This window comes from Enterobacter sp. UCD-UG_FMILLET, from assembly GCF_000762975.1.
GTDB lineage: Bacteria > Pseudomonadota > Gammaproteobacteria > Enterobacterales > Enterobacteriaceae > Enterobacter > Enterobacter dykesii.
Genome location: NZ_JRJC01000008.1, coordinates 73,698 through 92,450 on the forward strand (window position 1 = coordinate 73,698; position 18,753 = coordinate 92,450).

The 18,753-nt window shown below is 57.6% G+C and carries 15 protein-coding genes; 13 read left to right on the forward strand and 2 right to left on the reverse strand.

Annotated elements, in window-relative coordinates; genetic code table 11:
• The first annotated feature begins 94 nt into the window (after positions 1–94).
• The 7 genes from phoB to LA04_RS02945 all read left to right on the forward strand — a co-directional run bounded on the left by phoB (position 95) and on the right by LA04_RS02945 (position 11,329).
• Positions 95–784, forward strand: coding sequence for a phosphate response regulator transcription factor PhoB (phoB, locus tag LA04_RS02915; protein WP_008503265.1), 690 nt, complete (start codon positions 95–97; stop codon positions 782–784).
• Positions 785–805: 21 nt separating this feature from the next.
• On the forward strand, positions 806–2,101 hold the full coding sequence (gene phoR, locus LA04_RS02920) for a phosphate regulon sensor histidine kinase PhoR (protein WP_047650417.1): 1,296 nt from the start codon (positions 806–808) through the stop codon (positions 2,099–2,101).
• Between the two features lie 409 nt (positions 2,102–2,510).
• The gene (gene brnQ, locus LA04_RS02925) at positions 2,511–3,830 is read left to right on the forward strand and encodes a branched-chain amino acid transporter carrier protein BrnQ (protein ID WP_023310545.1); all 1,320 of its coding nucleotides are present in this window, start codon (positions 2,511–2,513) and stop codon (positions 3,828–3,830) included.
• Positions 3,831–3,911: 81 nt separating this feature from the next.
• Positions 3,912–5,285, forward strand: coding sequence for a proline-specific permease ProY (gene proY / locus LA04_RS02930; RefSeq protein ID WP_008503261.1), 1,374 nt, complete (start codon positions 3,912–3,914; stop codon positions 5,283–5,285).
• A gap of 140 nt (positions 5,286–5,425) precedes the next feature.
• Positions 5,426–7,243, forward strand: coding sequence for a maltodextrin glucosidase (gene malZ, locus LA04_RS02935; RefSeq protein ID WP_047650418.1), 1,818 nt, complete (start codon positions 5,426–5,428; stop codon positions 7,241–7,243).
• A gap of 88 nt (positions 7,244–7,331) precedes the next feature.
• The gene (locus LA04_RS02940) at positions 7,332–9,947 is read left to right on the forward strand and encodes a DUF2339 domain-containing protein (protein ID WP_047650419.1); all 2,616 of its coding nucleotides are present in this window, start codon (positions 7,332–7,334) and stop codon (positions 9,945–9,947) included.
• Positions 9,944–11,329 carry a DUF3999 domain-containing protein gene (locus LA04_RS02945; RefSeq protein WP_047650420.1) on the forward strand — a complete coding sequence of 462 codons (1,386 nt, stop codon included), beginning with the start codon at positions 9,944–9,946 and terminating at the stop codon, positions 11,327–11,329. Before LA04_RS02940 ends, LA04_RS02945 begins: the two co-directional genes overlap by 4 nt.
• A gap of 43 nt (positions 11,330–11,372) precedes the next feature.
• On the opposite strand, the gene LA04_RS02950 is transcribed toward LA04_RS02945, so the two are convergent.
• Both LA04_RS02950 and acpH read right to left on the reverse strand, forming a co-directional pair.
• Positions 11,373–11,975, reverse strand: coding sequence for a peroxiredoxin (locus LA04_RS02950; RefSeq protein WP_014168840.1), 603 nt, complete (start codon positions 11,973–11,975; stop codon positions 11,373–11,375).
• 127 nt (positions 11,976–12,102) lie between these two features.
• Positions 12,103–12,684, reverse strand: a complete 582-nt coding sequence (gene acpH, locus LA04_RS02955; RefSeq protein WP_047650421.1) for an ACP phosphodiesterase — start codon at positions 12,682–12,684, stop codon at positions 12,103–12,105.
• 92 nt (positions 12,685–12,776) lie between these two features.
• Between acpH and queA the strand changes: the two genes are divergently transcribed.
• The 6 genes from queA (at position 12,777) to LA04_RS02985 (ending at position 18,748) form a co-directional block, all read left to right on the forward strand.
• Complete coding sequence (queA, locus tag LA04_RS02960) at positions 12,777–13,847, forward strand: tRNA preQ1(34) S-adenosylmethionine ribosyltransferase-isomerase QueA (RefSeq protein WP_047650422.1); 1,071 nt, start codon at positions 12,777–12,779, stop codon at positions 13,845–13,847.
• Positions 13,848–13,900: 53 nt separating this feature from the next.
• Positions 13,901–15,028 carry a tRNA guanosine(34) transglycosylase Tgt gene (gene tgt, locus LA04_RS02965; protein ID WP_003859110.1) on the forward strand — a complete coding sequence of 376 codons (1,128 nt, stop codon included), beginning with the start codon at positions 13,901–13,903 and terminating at the stop codon, positions 15,026–15,028.
• A 22-nt stretch (positions 15,029–15,050) separates the two neighbouring features.
• Entirely contained in the window at positions 15,051–15,383 is a 333-nt protein-coding gene (gene yajC, locus LA04_RS02970; RefSeq protein ID WP_003859109.1) for a preprotein translocase subunit YajC, read from the forward strand.
• Between the two features lie 27 nt (positions 15,384–15,410).
• Positions 15,411–17,258, forward strand: coding sequence for a protein translocase subunit SecD (gene secD, locus LA04_RS02975; protein ID WP_071787442.1), 1,848 nt, complete (start codon positions 15,411–15,413; stop codon positions 17,256–17,258).
• A gap of 10 nt (positions 17,259–17,268) precedes the next feature.
• Positions 17,269–18,240 carry a protein translocase subunit SecF gene (gene secF, locus LA04_RS02980; protein WP_024906803.1) on the forward strand — a complete coding sequence of 324 codons (972 nt, stop codon included), beginning with the start codon at positions 17,269–17,271 and terminating at the stop codon, positions 18,238–18,240.
• 142 nt (positions 18,241–18,382) lie between these two features.
• Positions 18,383–18,748 (forward strand): VOC family protein, encoded by a 366-nt coding sequence (locus tag LA04_RS02985; RefSeq protein ID WP_023310553.1) that lies wholly within the window; start codon positions 18,383–18,385, stop codon positions 18,746–18,748.
• The last annotated feature ends 5 nt before the right edge of the window (positions 18,749–18,753 follow it).

An 18,753-nucleotide genomic window follows, 5' to 3' on the forward strand; every position in this document is an offset into this window, starting at 1 on the left:
GTGGTACTGTTTTTCATAAATCTGTCATAAATCTGACGCATAATGGCGCCGAATTACAAACTTGTAACGTAAATAAGATAAGACAGGGCAAAGTATGGCGAGACGTATTCTGGTCGTAGAAGATGAAGCTCCAATTCGTGAAATGGTGTGCTTCGTGCTCGAGCAAAACGGCTTCCAGCCGGTTGAAGCGGAAGATTATGACAGCGCAGTGAACCAGCTGAATGAACCCTGGCCCGATCTGATTCTGCTGGACTGGATGTTGCCCGGCGGCTCCGGACTACAGTTTATCAAACACCTGAAGCGTGAGGCGCTGACCCGCGACATCCCGGTTGTGATGCTCACGGCGCGCGGAGAAGAAGAGGATCGCGTGCGCGGTCTGGAGACCGGCGCGGACGATTACATTACTAAACCGTTCTCCCCAAAAGAGCTGGTTGCCCGCATTAAAGCCGTGATGCGCCGTATTTCGCCGATGGCGGTGGAAGAGGTGATAGAAATGCAGGGGCTGAGCCTTGATCCCACCTCGCACCGCGTGATGACCGGTGAAAATCCCCTCGACATGGGGCCTACCGAATTTAAACTACTGCACTTCTTTATGACCCACCCGGAACGCGTGTACAGCCGCGAGCAGTTGCTGAATAACGTCTGGGGAACTAACGTGTATGTCGAAGACCGGACGGTTGACGTACATATTCGCCGCCTGCGAAAAGCGCTGGAACTGAGCGGCCACGATCGCATGGTGCAGACGGTCCGCGGCACGGGTTATCGTTTTTCTACCCGTTTCTGAACAATGACAGGAGTGTGACGCGTGCTGGAACGTCTGTCATGGAAAAGGCTCGTCTTTGAACTGATCTTATGCTGTATTCCGGCCTTCATTCTGGGGGCCTTTCTTGGACACCTGCCGTGGTTTCTGCTGGCGTCGGTCACCGGGCTGCTGATCTGGCATTTCTGGAACCTGCTGCGCCTCTCCTGGTGGCTGTGGGTTGACCGAAGTATGACGCCGCCGCCGGGAAGCGGCAGCTGGGAGCCGCTGCTGTACGGTCTGCATCAGATGCAGATGCGTAATAAAAAGCGCCGCCGCGAGCTGGGAAGTCTGATTAAGCGTTTTCGCAGCGGTGCAGAGTCGCTGCCGGATGCCGTGATCCTGACGACCGAAGAAGGGACCATCTTCTGGTGTAACGGCCTGGCGCAACAGCTGCTGGGCCTGCGCTGGCCCGACGACAATGGCCAGAATATCCTCAACCTTCTGCGCTATCCCGAGTTCACGCTGTATCTGAAAAAGCGTGATTTTAGCCGTCCGCACAATCTGAAGCTCAATAATGGTCGCCATCTGGAAATCCGCGTGATGCCTTACAGCGATAAGCAGTGGCTGATGGTGGCGCGCGATGTCACCCAGATGTACCAGCTGGAAGGGGCGCGTCGCAACTTCTTCGCCAACGTCAGCCACGAACTGCGAACCCCGCTAACCGTGCTTCAGGGCTACCTGGAGATGATGCAGGAGCAAACGCTTGAAGGCGCGCCGCGTGAAAAAGCGCTGCACACCATGCGCGAGCAAACGCACCGGATGGAAGGGCTGGTGAAGCAGCTGCTGACGCTCTCGAAGATTGAAGCGGCGCCAACGCTCGCGCTAAATGACACTATTGATGTCCCGATGATGCTGCGGGTCGTGGAGCGTGAAGCGCAGACGTTAAGCCACAAAAAGCATCACCTGACCTTTGACGTCGACAACACGCTGAAGGTGCTGGGCAGCGAAGATGAACTGCGTAGCGCCATTTCCAACCTGGTGTATAACGCCGTGAATCATACGCCGGAGGGGACGGATATCGTGGTGCGCTGGCAGCATACCCAAACGGGGGCTGAGTTTAGCGTGGAAGACAACGGGCCGGGGATTGCGCCTGAGCATATTCCGCGTCTGACCGAGCGCTTTTACCGTGTGGATAAGGCGCGATCCCGGCAAACAGGCGGAAGCGGCCTGGGGCTGGCAATTGTGAAACACGCGGTCAATCACCATGAAAGCCGTCTCGATATTCAGAGTACGCTGGGTAAAGGAACCCGCTTCAGCTTCGTTATCCCGGAACGATTAATTGCCAAAAAGATCGCCTGACGGCAGGCGTGTCATTTTACCTTTCCACGGGTCAGCGTCTGCTGGCCCGTTTGCTTTGCAGCCAGGCGAAACGCGAGTGAATTTTATACGGCTGACTGTTTTTTGTTCGCATGATTAGCCATGGGTTTTTCTTATAAATAGCGTATTGTTCTGACGTGTGTTTTCATGCTGGCATATTGTTCTGGTTTTACGATCCCACCTTGCCTTTAAACGTTATAAGCGTTTAAATTGCGCCCCAGATACTGTCAGACCGACTGTATTTGCGTGGTAAATCGAAAAACTATTCTTCTCCACGCCAGGACGGGAGCATTTCCCGCTGAAATTGAGCAAATTTTCGGCTGTATCGTCCCGTCAGGGATATCGAAAATCTCAATGTTTTCAACACCACATCCACAGGCAGTAAGGTTTTATGACCCATCACTTAAAATCGCGTGACATCATCGCGCTGGGCTTTATGACATTTGCGCTGTTCGTTGGCGCAGGCAACATCATTTTCCCTCCAATGGTTGGCTTACAGGCGGGTGAACACGTCTGGACCGCCGCGTTTGGTTTCCTGATTACTGCCGTGGGTCTGCCGGTTCTGACCGTCGTCGCGCTGGCGAAAGTCGGCGGCGGTGTGGATAGCCTCAGCACCCCGATTGGCAAAGTGGCGGGCGTTCTGCTGGCAACCGTCTGCTATCTGGCCGTGGGGCCGCTGTTTGCCACCCCGCGTACCGCGACCGTTTCCTTTGAAGTGGGGATTGCTCCCCTGACCGGTGACGGTGCGATGCCGCTGTTCATCTACAGCCTGATCTACTTCGCGATCGTGATTCTGGTTTCTCTCTATCCGGGCAAACTGCTGGATACCGTGGGTAACTTCCTGGCTCCGCTGAAAATTGTGGCGCTGATTGTTCTGGCGGTTGCGGCCATCGTCTGGCCAGCGGGCCCGATTAGCGACGCGATGGACGCCTATAAAAACGCCGCGTTCTCTAACGGCTTTGTGAACGGCTATCTGACGATGGATACGCTGGGCGCGATGGTGTTTGGTATTGTTATCGTTAACGCCGCGCGTTCCCGCGGTGTGACCGAAGCGCGTCTGCTGACCCGCTACACCATCTGGGCCGGTCTGATGGCCGGTGTGGGGCTGACGCTGCTTTATCTGGCGCTGTTCCGTCTGGGTTCCGATAGCGCCATGCTGGTTGAGCAGAACGCCAACGGTGCGGCTATCCTGCACGCCTACGTTCAGCACACCTTCGGCGGTGCGGGCAGTATGCTGCTGGCAGCGCTCATCTTCCTGGCCTGTCTGGTCACTGCCGTTGGCCTGACCTGCGCCTGCGCAGAGTTCTTTGCGCAGTATCTGCCGCTCTCTTACCGTACCCTGGTGTTTATCCTCGGTATCTTCTCCATGGCAGTGTCTAACCTCGGTCTGAGCCACCTGATTCAGGTCTCTATTCCGGTGCTGACGGCAATTTACCCGCCGTGTATCGTGCTGGTGGTGCTGAGCTTTACTCGCCCGTGGTGGAACAACTCTTCACGAATTATTGCGCCAGCCATGTTTATCAGCCTGATTTTTGGTATCCTTGACGGGATTAAAGCATCAGCTTTCGCGCACATACTGCCGGCATGGACACAGCGTCTGCCGCTGTCCGAGCAGGGTCTGGCCTGGTTGATGCCTACCGTTGTTGCACTGGTTCTGGCGATTATCTGGGACCGTGCTGCAGGGCGTCAGGTCGCATCGAACGCTCATTAATCAACGGCAACAAACTGTTTAACCACGGGGCTTAAGGCCCCGTGGTTTTTTGTTTTTTTCGTGTTGAATGGCAAGATTTAAATGGAAAGCACTAACAAACTTAAACGTGGATTGAGCACGCGCCACATCCGCTTTATGGCGCTGGGCTCTGCTATCGGTACCGGTCTTTTTTATGGCTCGGCAGATGCCATCAAAATGGCCGGTCCCAGCGTTTTGCTGGCGTACATTATCGGCGGCGTGGCGGCGTATATCATCATGCGCGCCCTCGGCGAAATGTCGGTTCACAACCCGTCCGCCAGCTCTTTCTCCCGCTATGCGCAGGAAAACCTCGGCCCGCTGGCCGGGTTTATCACCGGCTGGACCTACTGCTTCGAAATCCTGATTGTGGCGATTGCCGACGTGACGGCGTTTGGCATCTATATGGGCGTCTGGTTCCCGGCGGTACCGCACTGGATTTGGGTCCTGAGCGTGGTGCTAATAATCTGTGCCGTCAACCTGATGAGCGTGAAGGTGTTCGGCGAGCTGGAGTTCTGGTTCTCCTTCTTCAAGGTCGCCACCATCATCATCATGATCGTGGCCGGTTTCGGCATCATCATCTGGGGGATTGGCAACGGCGGGCAGCCGACCGGTATTCACAACCTCTGGAGCAACGGGGGCTTCTTCAGCAACGGCTGGCTCGGGATGGTGATGTCGCTGCAGATGGTGATGTTCGCCTACGGCGGTATCGAGATTATCGGTATCACCGCCGGGGAAGCGAAAGATCCGGAGAAATCCATTCCGCGCGCCATCAACTCGGTGCCGATGCGTATTCTGGTGTTTTACGTGGGCACGCTGTTCGTGATCATGTCCATCTATCCGTGGAATCAGGTGGGCACCAACGGTAGCCCGTTTGTTCTGACCTTCCAGCATATGGGGATTGCCTTTGCGGCCAGCATTCTGAACTTTGTGGTGCTGACCGCGTCGCTTTCCGCGATCAATAGTGACGTCTTTGGCGTGGGCCGTATGCTGCACGGCATGGCGGAGCAGGGCAGTGCGCCGAAGGTGTTCGCCAAAACCTCACGCCGCGGCACGCCGTGGGTAACCGTTGTGGTGATGACCGTAGCGCTGCTGTTCTCGGTTTACCTGAACTACATCATGCCGGAGAACGTCTTCCTGGTGATCGCATCGCTGGCGACCTTCGCGACGGTGTGGGTGTGGATCATGATCCTGCTGTCGCAGATTGCGTTCCGCCGCCGCCTGTCGCCGGATGAGGCGAAAGCGCTGAAGTTCAAAGTACCTGGCGGGGTGGCAACCACCGTCGTCGGGCTGATCTTCCTGGTGTTTATCATTGGCCTGATTGGCTACCATCCGGATACCCGCATTTCCCTGTACGTGGGCTGCGCGTGGATCGTCCTGCTGCTGGTGGGCTGGGTGTTTAAATGCCGCCGTGACCGTCAGCTGGCGGAAGCGCAGTAATATTTTTATTCCCTCTCCCTGTGGGAGAGGGGATTTTTACCTCCTCCCCCGTCCTCCTCCCCCAATAAATCACGTCATGGTGAGCTATCCTTAACCACCCTGTGGCAAGGTGACGTCAATTTCATCAGAGGGGATTCGTGATGTTAAACGCCTGGCACCTTCCGGTTGCCCCATTTGTTAAGCAAAACAAAGACAACCTTGTGATTACGCTCTGGCTGGCGGGGGAAAATCAGCCTGAACGCGTGACGCTTCGCGCCGAAATAGATAACGAAGAGACCGGGTTGAAAATGCACAGGCTGCGCAGCCAGCCGCAGCCGGGGATCACGGCGTGGCGGGCGAATATCGATCTGCGCAGCGGACAGCCGCGCCGCCGTTACAGCTTTAAGCTTTTGTGGAATAACCGCCAGCTGTGGTTTACCCCGCAGGGGTTTAGCCGTTTCCCGCCCGCACGGCTGGAGCAGTTTGCGGTCGATTACCCGGATAGCGGCCCGCAGTGGGTTAACGATCAGGTGTTTTACCAGATTTTCCCGGACCGTTTTGCGCGCAGCGAAAAACGCACCGCCGACCAGGATAAGATCTATCACCACCATGCGGCGGGCCACGACATTATCCTGAAAGCGTGGGACGAGCCCTTAACCGCACAGGCGGGCGGCTCGACGTTTTACGGCGGCGATCTCGACGGCATCAGCGAAAAGCTGCCGTACCTGAAAAAGCTCGGCGTGACGGCGCTGTACCTCAACCCGGTGTTTAAAGCCCCGAGCGTGCACAAATACGATACAGAGGATTATCGCCACGTTGACGAACAGTTTGGCGGTGACGAGGCGCTGCTGCGCCTGCGCAAGAACACCCAAAACGAAGGCATGCGCCTGATTCTGGACGGCGTGTTCAACCACAGCGGAGATTCGCACGCCTGGTTTGACCGCCATAACCAGTCGATGGGCGGGGCATGTCATAACCCGGAGTCGCCGCAGCGCGACTGGTACAGCTTTAACGAGGAGGGCCGCGCGCTGGACTGGCTGGGTTACGCCAGCCTGCCGAAGCTGGATTTCCAGTCGCCAACGCTCGTGAATGAAATCTACGGCGGTGAAGACAGCATCGTCCGTCACTGGCTAAAGGCGCCGTGGAATATGGACGGCTGGCGGCTGGACGTGGTGCATATGCTCGGCGAAGCGGGCGGGGCGCGGAATAACCTTCAGCACGTCGCCGGGATTACGCGTTCGGCGAAAGTGGCCCAGCCGGAGGCGTTCGTCTTTGGCGAGCACTTCGGCGACGCGCGCCAGTGGCTGCAGAACGATGCGGAAGATGCGGCGATGAACTATCGCGGCTTTACCTTCCCGCTGTGGGGATTCCTCGCTAACACCGATATTTCCTACGACCCGAATCATATCGACGCTGAAACCTGCATGGCGTGGATGGAGAACTATCGCGCCGGCCTGTCCCATCAGCAGCAGCTGCGGATGTTCAACCAGCTCGATAGCCACGATACCGCCCGCTTTAAATCCCTGCTCGGCAAGGATGTGGCGCGTCTGCCGCTGGCGGTGACCTGGCTCTTCACCTGGCCGGGCGTGCCGTGCATCTATTATGGTGACGAAGTGGGGCTGGACGGCAACAACGATCCGTTCTGCCGCAAAACCTTCCCGTGGGAGCCAGAGAAGCAGGACAAGGTGCTGTTCAGCCTGTATCAGCGGCTGGCGAGGCTGCGTAAGCAGAGTCTCGCCCTGCGCTACGGCGGCTGCCAGGTGGTATACGGCCACGATAACGTGGTGGTGTTTGCTCGCGTCTATAACCAGCAGCGCGTGCTGGTGGCGATCAACCGGGGCGAGGCCTGCGAAGTGGTGCTGGATGATTCACCGCTGCTGAAGGTGGCGGCGTGGAAGAATAAAGAGGGCAAGGCGACGATACAGGACGGCGTGCTGGCGCTGCCTGCGGTATCCGCGACGATCTGGTTCGGCAGCTAAGACCTGCTAATGTTTCCACCTTTTAAGATGGCGTAAATGCAACTATTTGTGTCAATCTTAACAGATCGTTTACGGTGAAGGTGGAAACATGGACGAGCTTTACATCCTTGGCTGTTTGTTCCTGGTATTTGCGCTGGTGGTTGCGCCCGTGCTTGCGGTTATTGGCTTTAATCGAAGTACGGCGGCGCGACAGGAGATCGCCCTGCTGCGACAGCGCATTGAGGCGCTTGAGCAGCGCGGCGTGCCTGAAAGCGCGCCGGAGCCGGTGCAGCCTACCGCGCCAGTGGCTGTGACCGCGCCGGCGGTAGAGGACGCTCCCGCGCCTGTCGACCCTTGGCGTTCCGATACTCCCACAGCCGTGGCAGAACCCGCCCCGGCCCCGGCGCCTGCGGCAAAACAGCCTTCTGCCTTTGGCGGCATGCTGACGTCGCTGGTGCGCTGGTTCATGCAGGGTAACCCGCTGGCGAAGCTTGGGATCCTGCTGCTCTTCCTCGGTCTTTCATTCCTGCTGCGCTATACCGTCGAACACTCCCTGTTCCCGCTTGAGCTGCGCCTCGTGGCAACGGCGCTGTTTGCCATCGTTCTGCTGGCGGTGGGGTGGCGGCTGCGGCACAAACAGCGCGTCTATGCGCTGATCCTCCAGGGCGGGGCGACTGGCGTGCTCTACCTGACGGTGTTTGGCGCGTTTCGGCTCTGGCAAATGCTGCCGATGACGCTGGCCTTTGCGCTGCTGGTGGTGATTTGCGCGGCGAGCGTCGGGCTGGCGGTGCTGCAAAAGGCGCTGAGCCTTGCCATGCTGGCGAGCCTCGGCGGGTATCTTGCGCCGCTGCTGTTGTCTACCGGGGGCGGCAGCTTTGTCGCGCTGTTCTCTTTCTATCTCCTGCTTTCCATCGGCATTCTCGTTATCAGTATCTGGCAGCACTGGCGCGAGCTGAATCTGCTCGGGCTGCTGTTTACGTTCGGCGTGGGCGGCCTGTGGGGGCTGAGTGACTACCAGCCTGAAGACTATTGGGTCTGCCAGCTGTTCCTGATTGCCAATACGCTGATATTCGGCGTCCTGAGCGTGGCGCTGTCGCTGCGGGCGCAGGAGAAAGGGAAGCAAATTATTGACGGCGTGCTGCTGTTTGCCCCGCCGCTGATCGGTTTCGGGATGCAGTACGGCATGACCCGGCACTGGGAATATGGCCCGGCCCTGAGCGCGCTGGGATACGGCGCATTTTATCTGGCCCTCGCGTTCCTTGCGCTGCGGCGCTATCCCTCCCTCGGACGACCGCTGGTCATGGCGGCGCTGGCCATCGGAGGCGGGTTCGCCACGCTCGCCATTCCGCTGGCGCTGTCGGCGCGCTGGACGGCGATGGCCTGGGCGCTGGAAGGGCTGGGTATCCTCTGGCTGGGCGTGCAGCAGCACCAGCGTCGCATGAGCTATAGCGGGACGGCGCTGCTGGTGCTGGCGCTCGGCAGCGCGCTGTGGGCGCAAACGAATGGTGTTACGTCCCTGAGCCTGCTCCTTATCTTCGCCATCCTCAGCCTTTGCTGGCTGGCTGCGGCCTGGCTGTGGCGGGCTCTCTTTCTGCCGGTCAGCTGGGCGCTGCTGGCAGGCGGGCTGCTGTTCTGGCTCGTGGCGCTATTGGGCGCGTCGCGGATGGTGCTGAAGCACGAATTGCCGATTCTCGCAGGCGTGCTGGCGCTGACGGCGGCGTCGGCCTGGGGCTGGCGGCAGGCGGCTGCTCGTCTGGCGTGGCGGGAGCTGGATGTCAGTAAATGGCTGCTGTGGCCGGTTATGCTGCTGATGGTGGGTTATCAGCTCTGGCACCAGCAGATCGTTGCCGCCGGCTGGTCAAATCTCGCCTGGTGCGTTGCGCTTCCTGCCGCGCTGATGCTGCTGCGGCGCGACGGTGAAAGACTCCTGCCGCGCATCGCGATGGGGCTGCATCTGTCGCTGTTCTGGATGATTTTGCTGGCGCTGGCCGCCGAGCTTTACTGGTTTGCCCGGTCGTTGCCGTGGGGCATGGCGGCCTGGGGCAGCGGATTAGCGATGGCCGCAGGCGGCGGGGTGATTATGGCGCTTTCTGCAGCCGTACGGCGTCGCGTGTGGCCGTTCCGGGAGTGGCCTGCGCTCTACGCCTGCCTGGCGCCGATCCCTGCCGTCGTGGCGCTGCTGGTACTGCTGGTGGTGACCAATTTCCAGGACGGCGTGGTCTATCGTCAGACCTGGCTGCCGTTGGTAAACCCGCTTGAGGAAGGCGCGGCGTTCGCGCTGCTGGGGCTGGTGGTCTTTTATCGGGCGGTAGATCGCTACTATCCGGCATGGCTTGCGCAAGCGCGTCCGTGGCCCGCCGTCGCGATTATGGCGTTTGGCTTCTGGTGGCTAAACGGTGCACTGATGCGCGCTCTGGCCTGGTACGGCGATGTAGCCTGGAATATGGCATCGCTGTGGGATTCGCGGCTTATCCAGACCAGTTTTGCCCTGTTCTGGATGCTGAGCGCGCTGGTGGTCATGATCCATGCCACCCGTCGGGCTTCCCGGCAGGAGTGGCTCTGCGGTGCCGCGCTGCTGGGCGTGGTGATGGTTAAACTGATGCTGGTGGACAGCGCGGGCGGAGGCGGTTTGTCGCGCGCGGTGGCGTTTATCGGCGTGGCGATACTGGTTCTGATCGTGGGGTATTTCTCACCGCTACCGCCCAAAACAGGAGATGAAAAATGAAATGGATGAAAGCGGTAGCCTGTACCGCGCTGCTGGCGCTTTCCGGCCCGGCGTTTTGCGACGAGGGACAAACGGAATCGCCCCGGGACTATGCCTTTGGTCTTTCACTGGATACGTCGGTTCCTTCCCAGTGGTATCGGGTGCTGCTGCCGCTCGCCGTCTATGAGCAGAGCTCGTCGCCGGATCTGCATGATGTCCGCATCTTTAACCAGTCGGGCGAGCCGGTTCCCTTCAGCCTGGTCAGCGCGACGCGTCCGCAGGCGCCAGCGCAATCCACCGCGCTGCGCCTCTTCCCGCTGGACGCCTCGCCGCTTGCGGCTTCGCAAGGATCCGGTGACAGCGATAAGATCCTGCTCCGTTCCCGAAACGGCGTTGAGATTGTGCTGGAGGGGCAAAAAGCCGCCGCAGCCGGGCAACATTATCTGCTGACCCTGCCGGAAAAGGCGACGGGCGAGATCGCTATATCCCAGCTGCAGCTGCTCTGGAATACCCCGCAGATGCCGTGGCAGGGAACGGCGTCGGTCTATTACAGCGAGGATCTTAAGCGCTGGTATACCCTGCGCGAGGATATGCCCTTGCTGGACGTCGTCAGCGGCAAGGATCGCCTTAAGCTCGATCGGATCGATACCGATACGGTTTTATCTCCCGATGCGAATCGCTATCTCATGGTGGTGCTGAATGCGCAGAGTCAGGGGATAAACTTGACCGGCGTAAACGCAATCAGCGCACCTGCCCAGGCGGCCCCGGAAGCTATCGACCTTGAGGGCGAAGGGGAACAGCTATCGACAAGCGAAGCGCAGTGGCACTGGGCGCGACCGCAGCCGCTGAGTGCTGTCAGCATTTCACTGAACGGCGATGGCGTCCTTCCCGTCGAGATAGCGTGGCGGAGTACGGAGAAAGACGCATGGCACCCCCTGAAGAAAGAGGTCCTTTACCGTCTTGAGGGAAAAACGTCGCCCCCGGTTTCGCTTCACGGAGGGCTGGTGCAGGCCGTGAAAATCACGACGCTGAATGCGCGTCTGCCGGAATACCTGCCGAGCGTCACGGGCCATCGCGATCGCTATGACCTGGTGTTCAACGCGCAGGGGAAAGCGCCGTACGTGCTCGCCTGGGGCAATGGAGCGGCTAAGCAGGCCAGCGTGGAGCCCGATATGCTGATCCCGGCCGATCTGCGCAAGAACTATGATATGGCGAACCTGCCGCAGGCCGATATTCAGGATAATGTCGCGTTAGGCGGCGAGGAGCGTCTGACCGCTACCTCCGCGGCCGAGCGAGAGAGCAGGATGAACACGCTGCTGGTATGGGGCGTGCTGATTGCGGGAGTGATTTTGCTGGCGGGCATGGCCTGGCGCATCTGGCGGGAGACGCAGCGTAAGGCATAAAAAAAGGCCCGCATAAGCGGGCCTTTTTCGTAAACCGTGCCGATTACAGGCTGGATACGTTCTCAGACAGGTATTTAGCCACGCCGTCTGGAGACGCGTTCATGCCTTCTTTACCTTTTTCCCACTGAGCCGGGCACACTTCGCCGTGCTCTTCGTGGAACTGCAGCGCGTCAACCATGCGCAGCATTTCGTCGATGTTACGACCCAGCGGCAGATCGTTCACAACCTGGTGACGAACGATGCCGTTTGCGTCGATCAGGAAGGAACCACGCAGCGCAACGCCAGCGTCCGGATGTTCGATACCGTAAGCCTGCTGGATTTCGCGTTTGATGTCCGCAACCATTGCGTATTTCACCGCACCGATGCCGCCTTTGTCGACAGGGGTGTTACGCCATGCGTTGTGTACAAATTCAGAGTCGAAGGAGACGCCAACAACTTCCACGCCACGCTTCTGGAATTCTTCATAACGTTTGTCGAATGCGATCAGCTCAGACGGGCAAACGAAAGTGAAGTCCATTGGCCAGAAGAACAGAACGGTCGCTTTACCGTTGGTGTGCTGTTTGAAATTGAAGTTTTCAACGATTTCACCGTTGCCCAGAACTGCTGCAGCTGTAAAATCCGGAGCCGGACGAGTTACCAGAACCATATGATTCTCCTGTAGATACTAAGGTTATTTGGAACGCAACGCGAGCCAGTATAGAGAGTGTTCATGGATAAGACAAAGAGGTGGTGACAATCGTTCCGCCAGCTTTTACCTATCAATGTGAATTCTGTTACAGCTGTTTGTTTTTCGCCTGCGCCATCATGCGCGGGTAAAACTGCCAGAAACGCGCTTCCAGCGCATCGTAATGTTCATCCAGGTCATACCAGGAGTCGCGCAGCGCATCCAGCCGCGGGCGGCGGCTCGCCATCCCGTTCAACACGCTCTGGATGAAGTCCATATCGCGATAGCGCTCCAGCCAGCGTTCCGACCACAGATAGTTATTCAGATTCACAAAGCGCGGCGGCGAGTCGGGCAGAATGATCGACACCTGCTGGTGGGCATAGCGCACAAACGCCGGCAAGGGCATCTCCGGCGACAGCTGTTCCCAGTGGCGCGACAGAAAGTGGTCCCACATCACGTCGAGCGTGATCGGCGCAACGCGGCGCGTTTCAGGGCGAAACCACGCTTTGGCTTCCGTCACTTCCGGCAGCTTATCCGTCAGCACGTCGATGCGGCGGTGCATAAAAATCCCGTCGACAACCTCAGGGGAATAGTCCTCAGCGGGGTTGCCGCGTACGAAATCGGCCAGCAAATTGCCGGACAGGGAGCTGTCAGCGAGGTGAGCGAGATGCAGGTGAGCGAGAAAATTCATGCGTTTTATTTGTCCGGGGGCGGCTAGTTGTTGCAGCAAAAGGGTGTGAGCACTAGACTATGCCGCCTGTTTTTAAGTCACGAGTATACGTCATGCGCGTCGCCGATTTCTCCTTTGAACTACCTGAATCCCTGATTGCTCACTATCCCATGCCTGAGCGCAGCAGCTGTCGCTTACTGTCACTGGATGGGCCAACGGGCGAGCTGACGCACGGTACTTTCACCGATTTGCTCGACAAGCTCAACCCTGGCGATCTGCTGGTCTTTAACAATACCCGCGTGATCCCGGCGCGCCTGTTTGGCCGTAAGGCCAGCGGCGGCAAGATTGAAGTGCTGGTCGAACGTATGCTCGATGATAAACGTATTTTGGCACATATTCGCGCTTCCAAGGCGCCGAAGCCGGGCGCTGAACTGCTGCTGGGCGATGATGAGAGCATCAAAGCGACCATGACCGCGCGCCACGATGCGCTGTTTGAGGTGGAGTTCAACGACGAGCGCACGGTGCTCGATATCCTGAACGTCATCGGCCACATGCCGCTGCCGCCGTATATTGAGCGTCCCGATGAAGAGGCCGACCGCGAGCTGTACCAGACCGTCTACAGCCAGAAGCCTGGCGCCGTCGCGGCGCCGACCGCGGGCCTGCATTTTGATGAGCCGCTGCTGGAGAAACTGCGCGCGAAAGGCGTGGAGATGGCGTTCGTGACGCTGCACGTCGGCGCGGGGACTTTCCAGCCGGTGCGCGTGGACAGCATTGAAGATCACATCATGCACTCTGAGTACGCCGAAGTGCCTCAGGACGTGGTGGACGCGGTGCTGGCGGCGAAAGCGCGCGGTAGCCGCGTCGTGGCGGTCGGTACAACGTCCGTGCGCTCACTCGAGAGCGCCGCGCAGGCAGCGAAGAACGATCTTATTGAGCCGTTCTTCGGCGATACGCAGATCTTTATCTACCCGGGCTATCAGTACAAAGTGATTGACGCGCTGGTGACCAACTTCCATCTGCCTGAATCAACGCTGATTATGCTGGTGTCGGCATTTGCCGGTTACCAGCATACGATGGCGGCCTACAAGTCTGCGGTAGAACAAAAATATCGCTTTTTTAGCTACGGGGACGCGATGTTTATCACGTACAATCCGCTGGCTTTGAATGAGCGTGTCGGGGAATAAGTCCGCGGCACCGTTTTACAACGTTGGACTGTTTTTCTGACGTCGGAGAAAAAATGAAATTTGAACTTGATACCACCGACGGTCGCGCGCGTCGCGGTCGCCTGGTGTTTGATCGCGGCGTGGTGGAAACCCCCGCGTTTATGCCTGTGGGCACGTACGGCACCGTAAAAGGGATGACGCCGGAAGAAGTAGAAGCCACTGGCGCACAGATTATCCTCGGCAATACCTTCCACCTGTGGCTGCGCCCGGGTCAGGAGATCATGAAGCTCCACGGCGATCTTCACGATTTCATGCAGTGGAAAGGTCCGATTCTGACCGACTCCGGCGGCTTCCAGGTCTTCAGCCTGGGCGATATCCGCAAGATCACCGAGCAGGGCGTACACTTCCGTAACCCGATTAACGGCGATCCTATTTTCCTCGATCCCGAAAAATCGATGGAGATTCAGTACGATCTCGGCTCTGACATCGTGATGATCTTCGACGAATGTACGCCGTATCCTGCCGACTGGGATTACGCAAAACGCTCCATGGAGATGTCCCTGCGCTGGGCGAAGCGTAGCCGTGACCGTTTTGACTCCCTGCAGAACAAAAATGCGCTGTTTGGCATTATCCAGGGCAGCGTTTACGAAGATTTACGCGATATCTCTGTTAAAGGTCTGGTAGAGATAGGCTTTGATGGCTACGCTGTCGGCGGTTTGGCTGTGGGTGAGCCGAAGGAAGACATGCACCGCATTCTGGAACATGTCTGCCCGCAAATCCCGGCGGATAAACCACGATACCTGATGGGCGTGGGAAAACCAGAAGATCTGGTTGAAGGCGTACGCCGCGGCATTGATATGTTCGACTGCGTCATGCCAACCCGCAACGCGCGTAACGGCCATTTGTTCGTTACCGATGGCGTGGTGAAAATCCGTAACGCGAAGCATAAGAGTGACACCAGCCCGCTCGATTCCGAGTGCGATTGCTATACCTGTCGCAATTATTCCCGCGCGTATCTGCATCATCTCGATCGTTGCAACGAGATTTTGGGCGCGCGTCTCAATACCATTCATAATCTTCGTTATTATCAGCGCTTAATGGCTGGTTTACGTAAGGCTATCGAAGAGGGTAAATTAGAGAGCTTCGTGACCGATTTCTACCAACGTCAGGGGCGGGATGTTCCACCGTTGAACGTTGATTAATTTTAATAATGAGGGAATTTGAATGAGCTTTTTTATTTCTGATGCGGTAGCGGCAACAGGTGCTCCAGCGCAGGGCAGCCCGATGTCTCTGATTCTGATGCTGGTTGTGTTCGGTCTGATCTTCTACTTCATGATCCTGCGTCCACAGCAGAAGCGCACCAAAGAGCACAAAAACCTGATGAACTCCATTGCGAAAGGCGATGAAGTACTGACTAACGGTGGTCTGGTGGGTCGCGTAACCAAAGTGGCTGAAAACGGCTACATTGCTATCGCCCTGAACGACACCACTGAAGTGGTCATCAAACGTGACTTCGTAGCTGCCGTTCTGCCGAAAGGCACCATGAAGGCGCTGTAATCCCAACTTTTCCCAAAGGGAACTGCCGTGTTAAACCGTTATCCTTTGTGGAAGTACATCATGCTGGTCGTCGTGATTCTCGTCGGCCTGCTGTACGCGCTTCCCAACCTGTATGGTGAGGATCCGGCTGTTCAAATCACTGGCGCGCGCGGTGTCGCCGCCAGTGAGCAAACGCTGATCCAGGTCCAGAAAACGTTACAAGAAGAAAAAATTACCGCTAAGTCTGTGGCTCTGGAAGAGGGTGCAATTCTTGCTCGCTTCGACACCACCGACACGCAGCTCCGCGCTCGCGAAGCGCTGATGGGCGTGCTGGGTGATAAATACGTCGTGGCGCTTAACCTTGCCCCTGCAACCCCGCGTTGGCTGGCTGCGATGAACGCAGAGCCAATGAAACTCGGCCTTGACCTGCGTGGCGGCGTTCACTTCCTGATGGAAGTGGATATGGATACCGCGCTCGGCAAGCTGCAGGAACAGAATATCGACAGCCTGCGCAGCGATCTGCGTGATAAAGGCATCGCTTACACCACCGTGCGTAAAGAAGATAACTACGGCATGAGCATCACGTTCCGCGACAGCGCGGCGCGCGATCAGGCTGTAGATTACCTGACCCAACGTCACCGTGACCTGGTGATCACCTCTCAGGGCAGCAACCAGCTGCGCGCGGTGATGACCGATGCGCGTCTGAAAGAAGCGCGTGAATATGCCGTTCAGCAGAACATCAACATTCTGCGTAACCGTGTAAACCAGCTTGGTGTGGCTGAGCCGCTGGTACAGCGTCAGGGGGCTGACCGTATCGTGGTTGAACTGCCGGGTATCCAGGATACCGCGCGTGCGAAAGAGATTCTGGGTGCGACCGCAACGCTGGAATTCCGTCTGGTGAACTCCAACGTCGATCAGTCCGCTGCTGCCGCAGGGCGTATTCCGGGTGACTCCGAAGTGAAACAGACCCGCGAAGGTCAGCCAGTTGTGCTGTACAAACGCGTGATTCTGACCGGTGATCACATCACCGACTCCACGTCGAGCCAGGACGAATACAACCAGCCGCAGGTTAACATCTCGCTGGATAGCGCGGGTGGTAACATCATGTCTAACTTCACCAAGGACAACATCGGCAAACCGATGGCAACCCTGTTCGTGGAGTACAAAGACAGCGGTAAGAAAGATGCGAACGGTCGTGCGGTGCTGGTGAAAGAGGAAGAGGTGATTAACATCGCCAATATCCAGTCTCGTCTGGGTAACAGCTTCCGTATCACCGGTATCAACAACCCGAACGAAGCGCGTCAGCTCTCTCTGCTGCTGCGTGCTGGTGCGCTGATTGCGCCAATTCAGATTGTTGAAGAACGTACCATTGGTCCAACGCTGGGTATGCAAAACATCCAGCAGGGCCTGGAAGCGTGTCTGGCCGGTCTGGTGGTTTCTATCCTGTTCATGATCTTCTTCTATAAGAAGTTTGGTCTGATTGCGACCTCCGCGCTGATCGCCAACCTGGTGCTGATTATCGGCATTATGTCCCTGCTGCCGGGGGCGACGCTGACCATGCCGGGCATTGCGGGTATCGTTCTGACTCTTGCGGTGGCGGTCGACGCCAACGTACTGATTAACGAACGTATCAAAGAAGAGTTGAGCAACGGTCGCTCTGTTCAGCAGGCGATTGACGAAGGCTATAAAGGCGCGTTCAGCTCCATCTTCGATGCGAACGTAACAACACTGATTAAGGTTCTTATCCTGTATGCAGTGGGTACTGGCGCGATCAAAGGCTTTGCGATTACAACCGGTATCGGTGTCGCAACGTCAATGTTTACCGCTATTGTCGGCACCCGTGCCATCGTGAACCTGCTGTACGGCGGCAAGCGCGTCAAAAAGCTGTCTATCTGAGGAGTGCGTTGTGGCACAGGAATATACTGTTGAACAATTGAACCACGGCCGTAAAGTCTGGGACTTTATGCGCTGGGACTACTGGGCCTTCGGCATTTCAGGTTTCCTGCTGATTCTGTCCATCGTCATTATGGGCGTGAAAGGCTTTAACTGGGGTCTGGATTTCACCGGCGGTACGGTCATCGAGATCTCCCTGGAAAAACCGGTCGATATGGACCAGATGCGTTTGTCTCTGCAGAAAGCGGGCTTTGAAGAGCCGCTGCTGCAGAACTTCGGCAGCAGCCGCGACATCATGGTGCGCATGCCACCGGTGCACGATGCCAACGGCAGCCAGGAGCTGGGCAGTAAGGTTGTTAGCGTGATTAACGAAACAACCAGCCAGAACGCGGCGGTTAAGCGTATTGAGTTCGTCGGCCCAAGCGTGGGTGCTGATCTGGCGCAGACCGGTGCGATGGCGCTGCTGGTGGCGCTGATCTCCATTCTGGTATACGTCGGTTTCCGCTTTGAGTGGCGACTGGCGGCCGGTGTGGTTATCGCTCTGGCGCACGACGTGGTAATCACTATGGGCATACTGTCGCTGTTCCACATTGAGATTGACCTGACGATTGTGGCATCCCTGATGTCCGTTATCGGTTACTCACTGAACGACAGTATCGTGGTATCTGACCGTATCCGTGAAAACTTCCGTAAGATCCGTCGCGGTACGCCGTACGAAATCTTTAACGTGTCGTTGACCCAGACGCTGCACCGTACCTTGATCACATCCGGTACCACCCTGATGGTGATCCTGATGCTGTTCCTCTTCGGTGGTCCGGTACTGGAAGGCTTCTCGCTGACCATGCTGATCGGTGTCACCATCGGTACGGCGTCGTCTATCTACGTCGCGTCCGCTCTGGCACTGAAACTTGGCATGAAGCGCGAGCACCTGCTCCAGCAGAAGGTCGAGAAAGAGGGGGCGGATCAGCCGTCCATTCTGCCGTAAGGCGACGTTTAGCGCGTTATCGAAATCCCGGTCTGTTGACCGGGATTTTTTTTATCTGCTCCTGACAAACACTCCTGACACTATGCTGTCAGGAGCCCTGTCGTAGACTCCTTCTGAACCCAAACAACAGGCAGGAGGATGTATGAAAAGCGTCATTAACTGGTTTGAAATTCCGGTCGCGGATATGGATCGCGCTATCAAATTTTATGAGCCGGTGATGCAGCTCGCGCTGCGTCGCGAGAAAATGGACTGCGCGGAGCTGGCCGTTTTCCCGCATGAGGATCCGGGTACCGGCGGGGCGCTGGCAAAATTTGACGGCGTTACACCGTCTTTGCAGGGCGCTATTATTTACCTGCATACTGACAATCTGGCGGCCACGCTCGATCGCATCGCCTCTGCGGGCGGCGAGTGCGTGTTTGGCCCGCTGGAACTGCCGCATGGCATTGGCACTATCGCATTGTTTACCGACAGCGAGGGTAACCGCGTCGGCCTCCATCAACCTGCCTGAGAGCG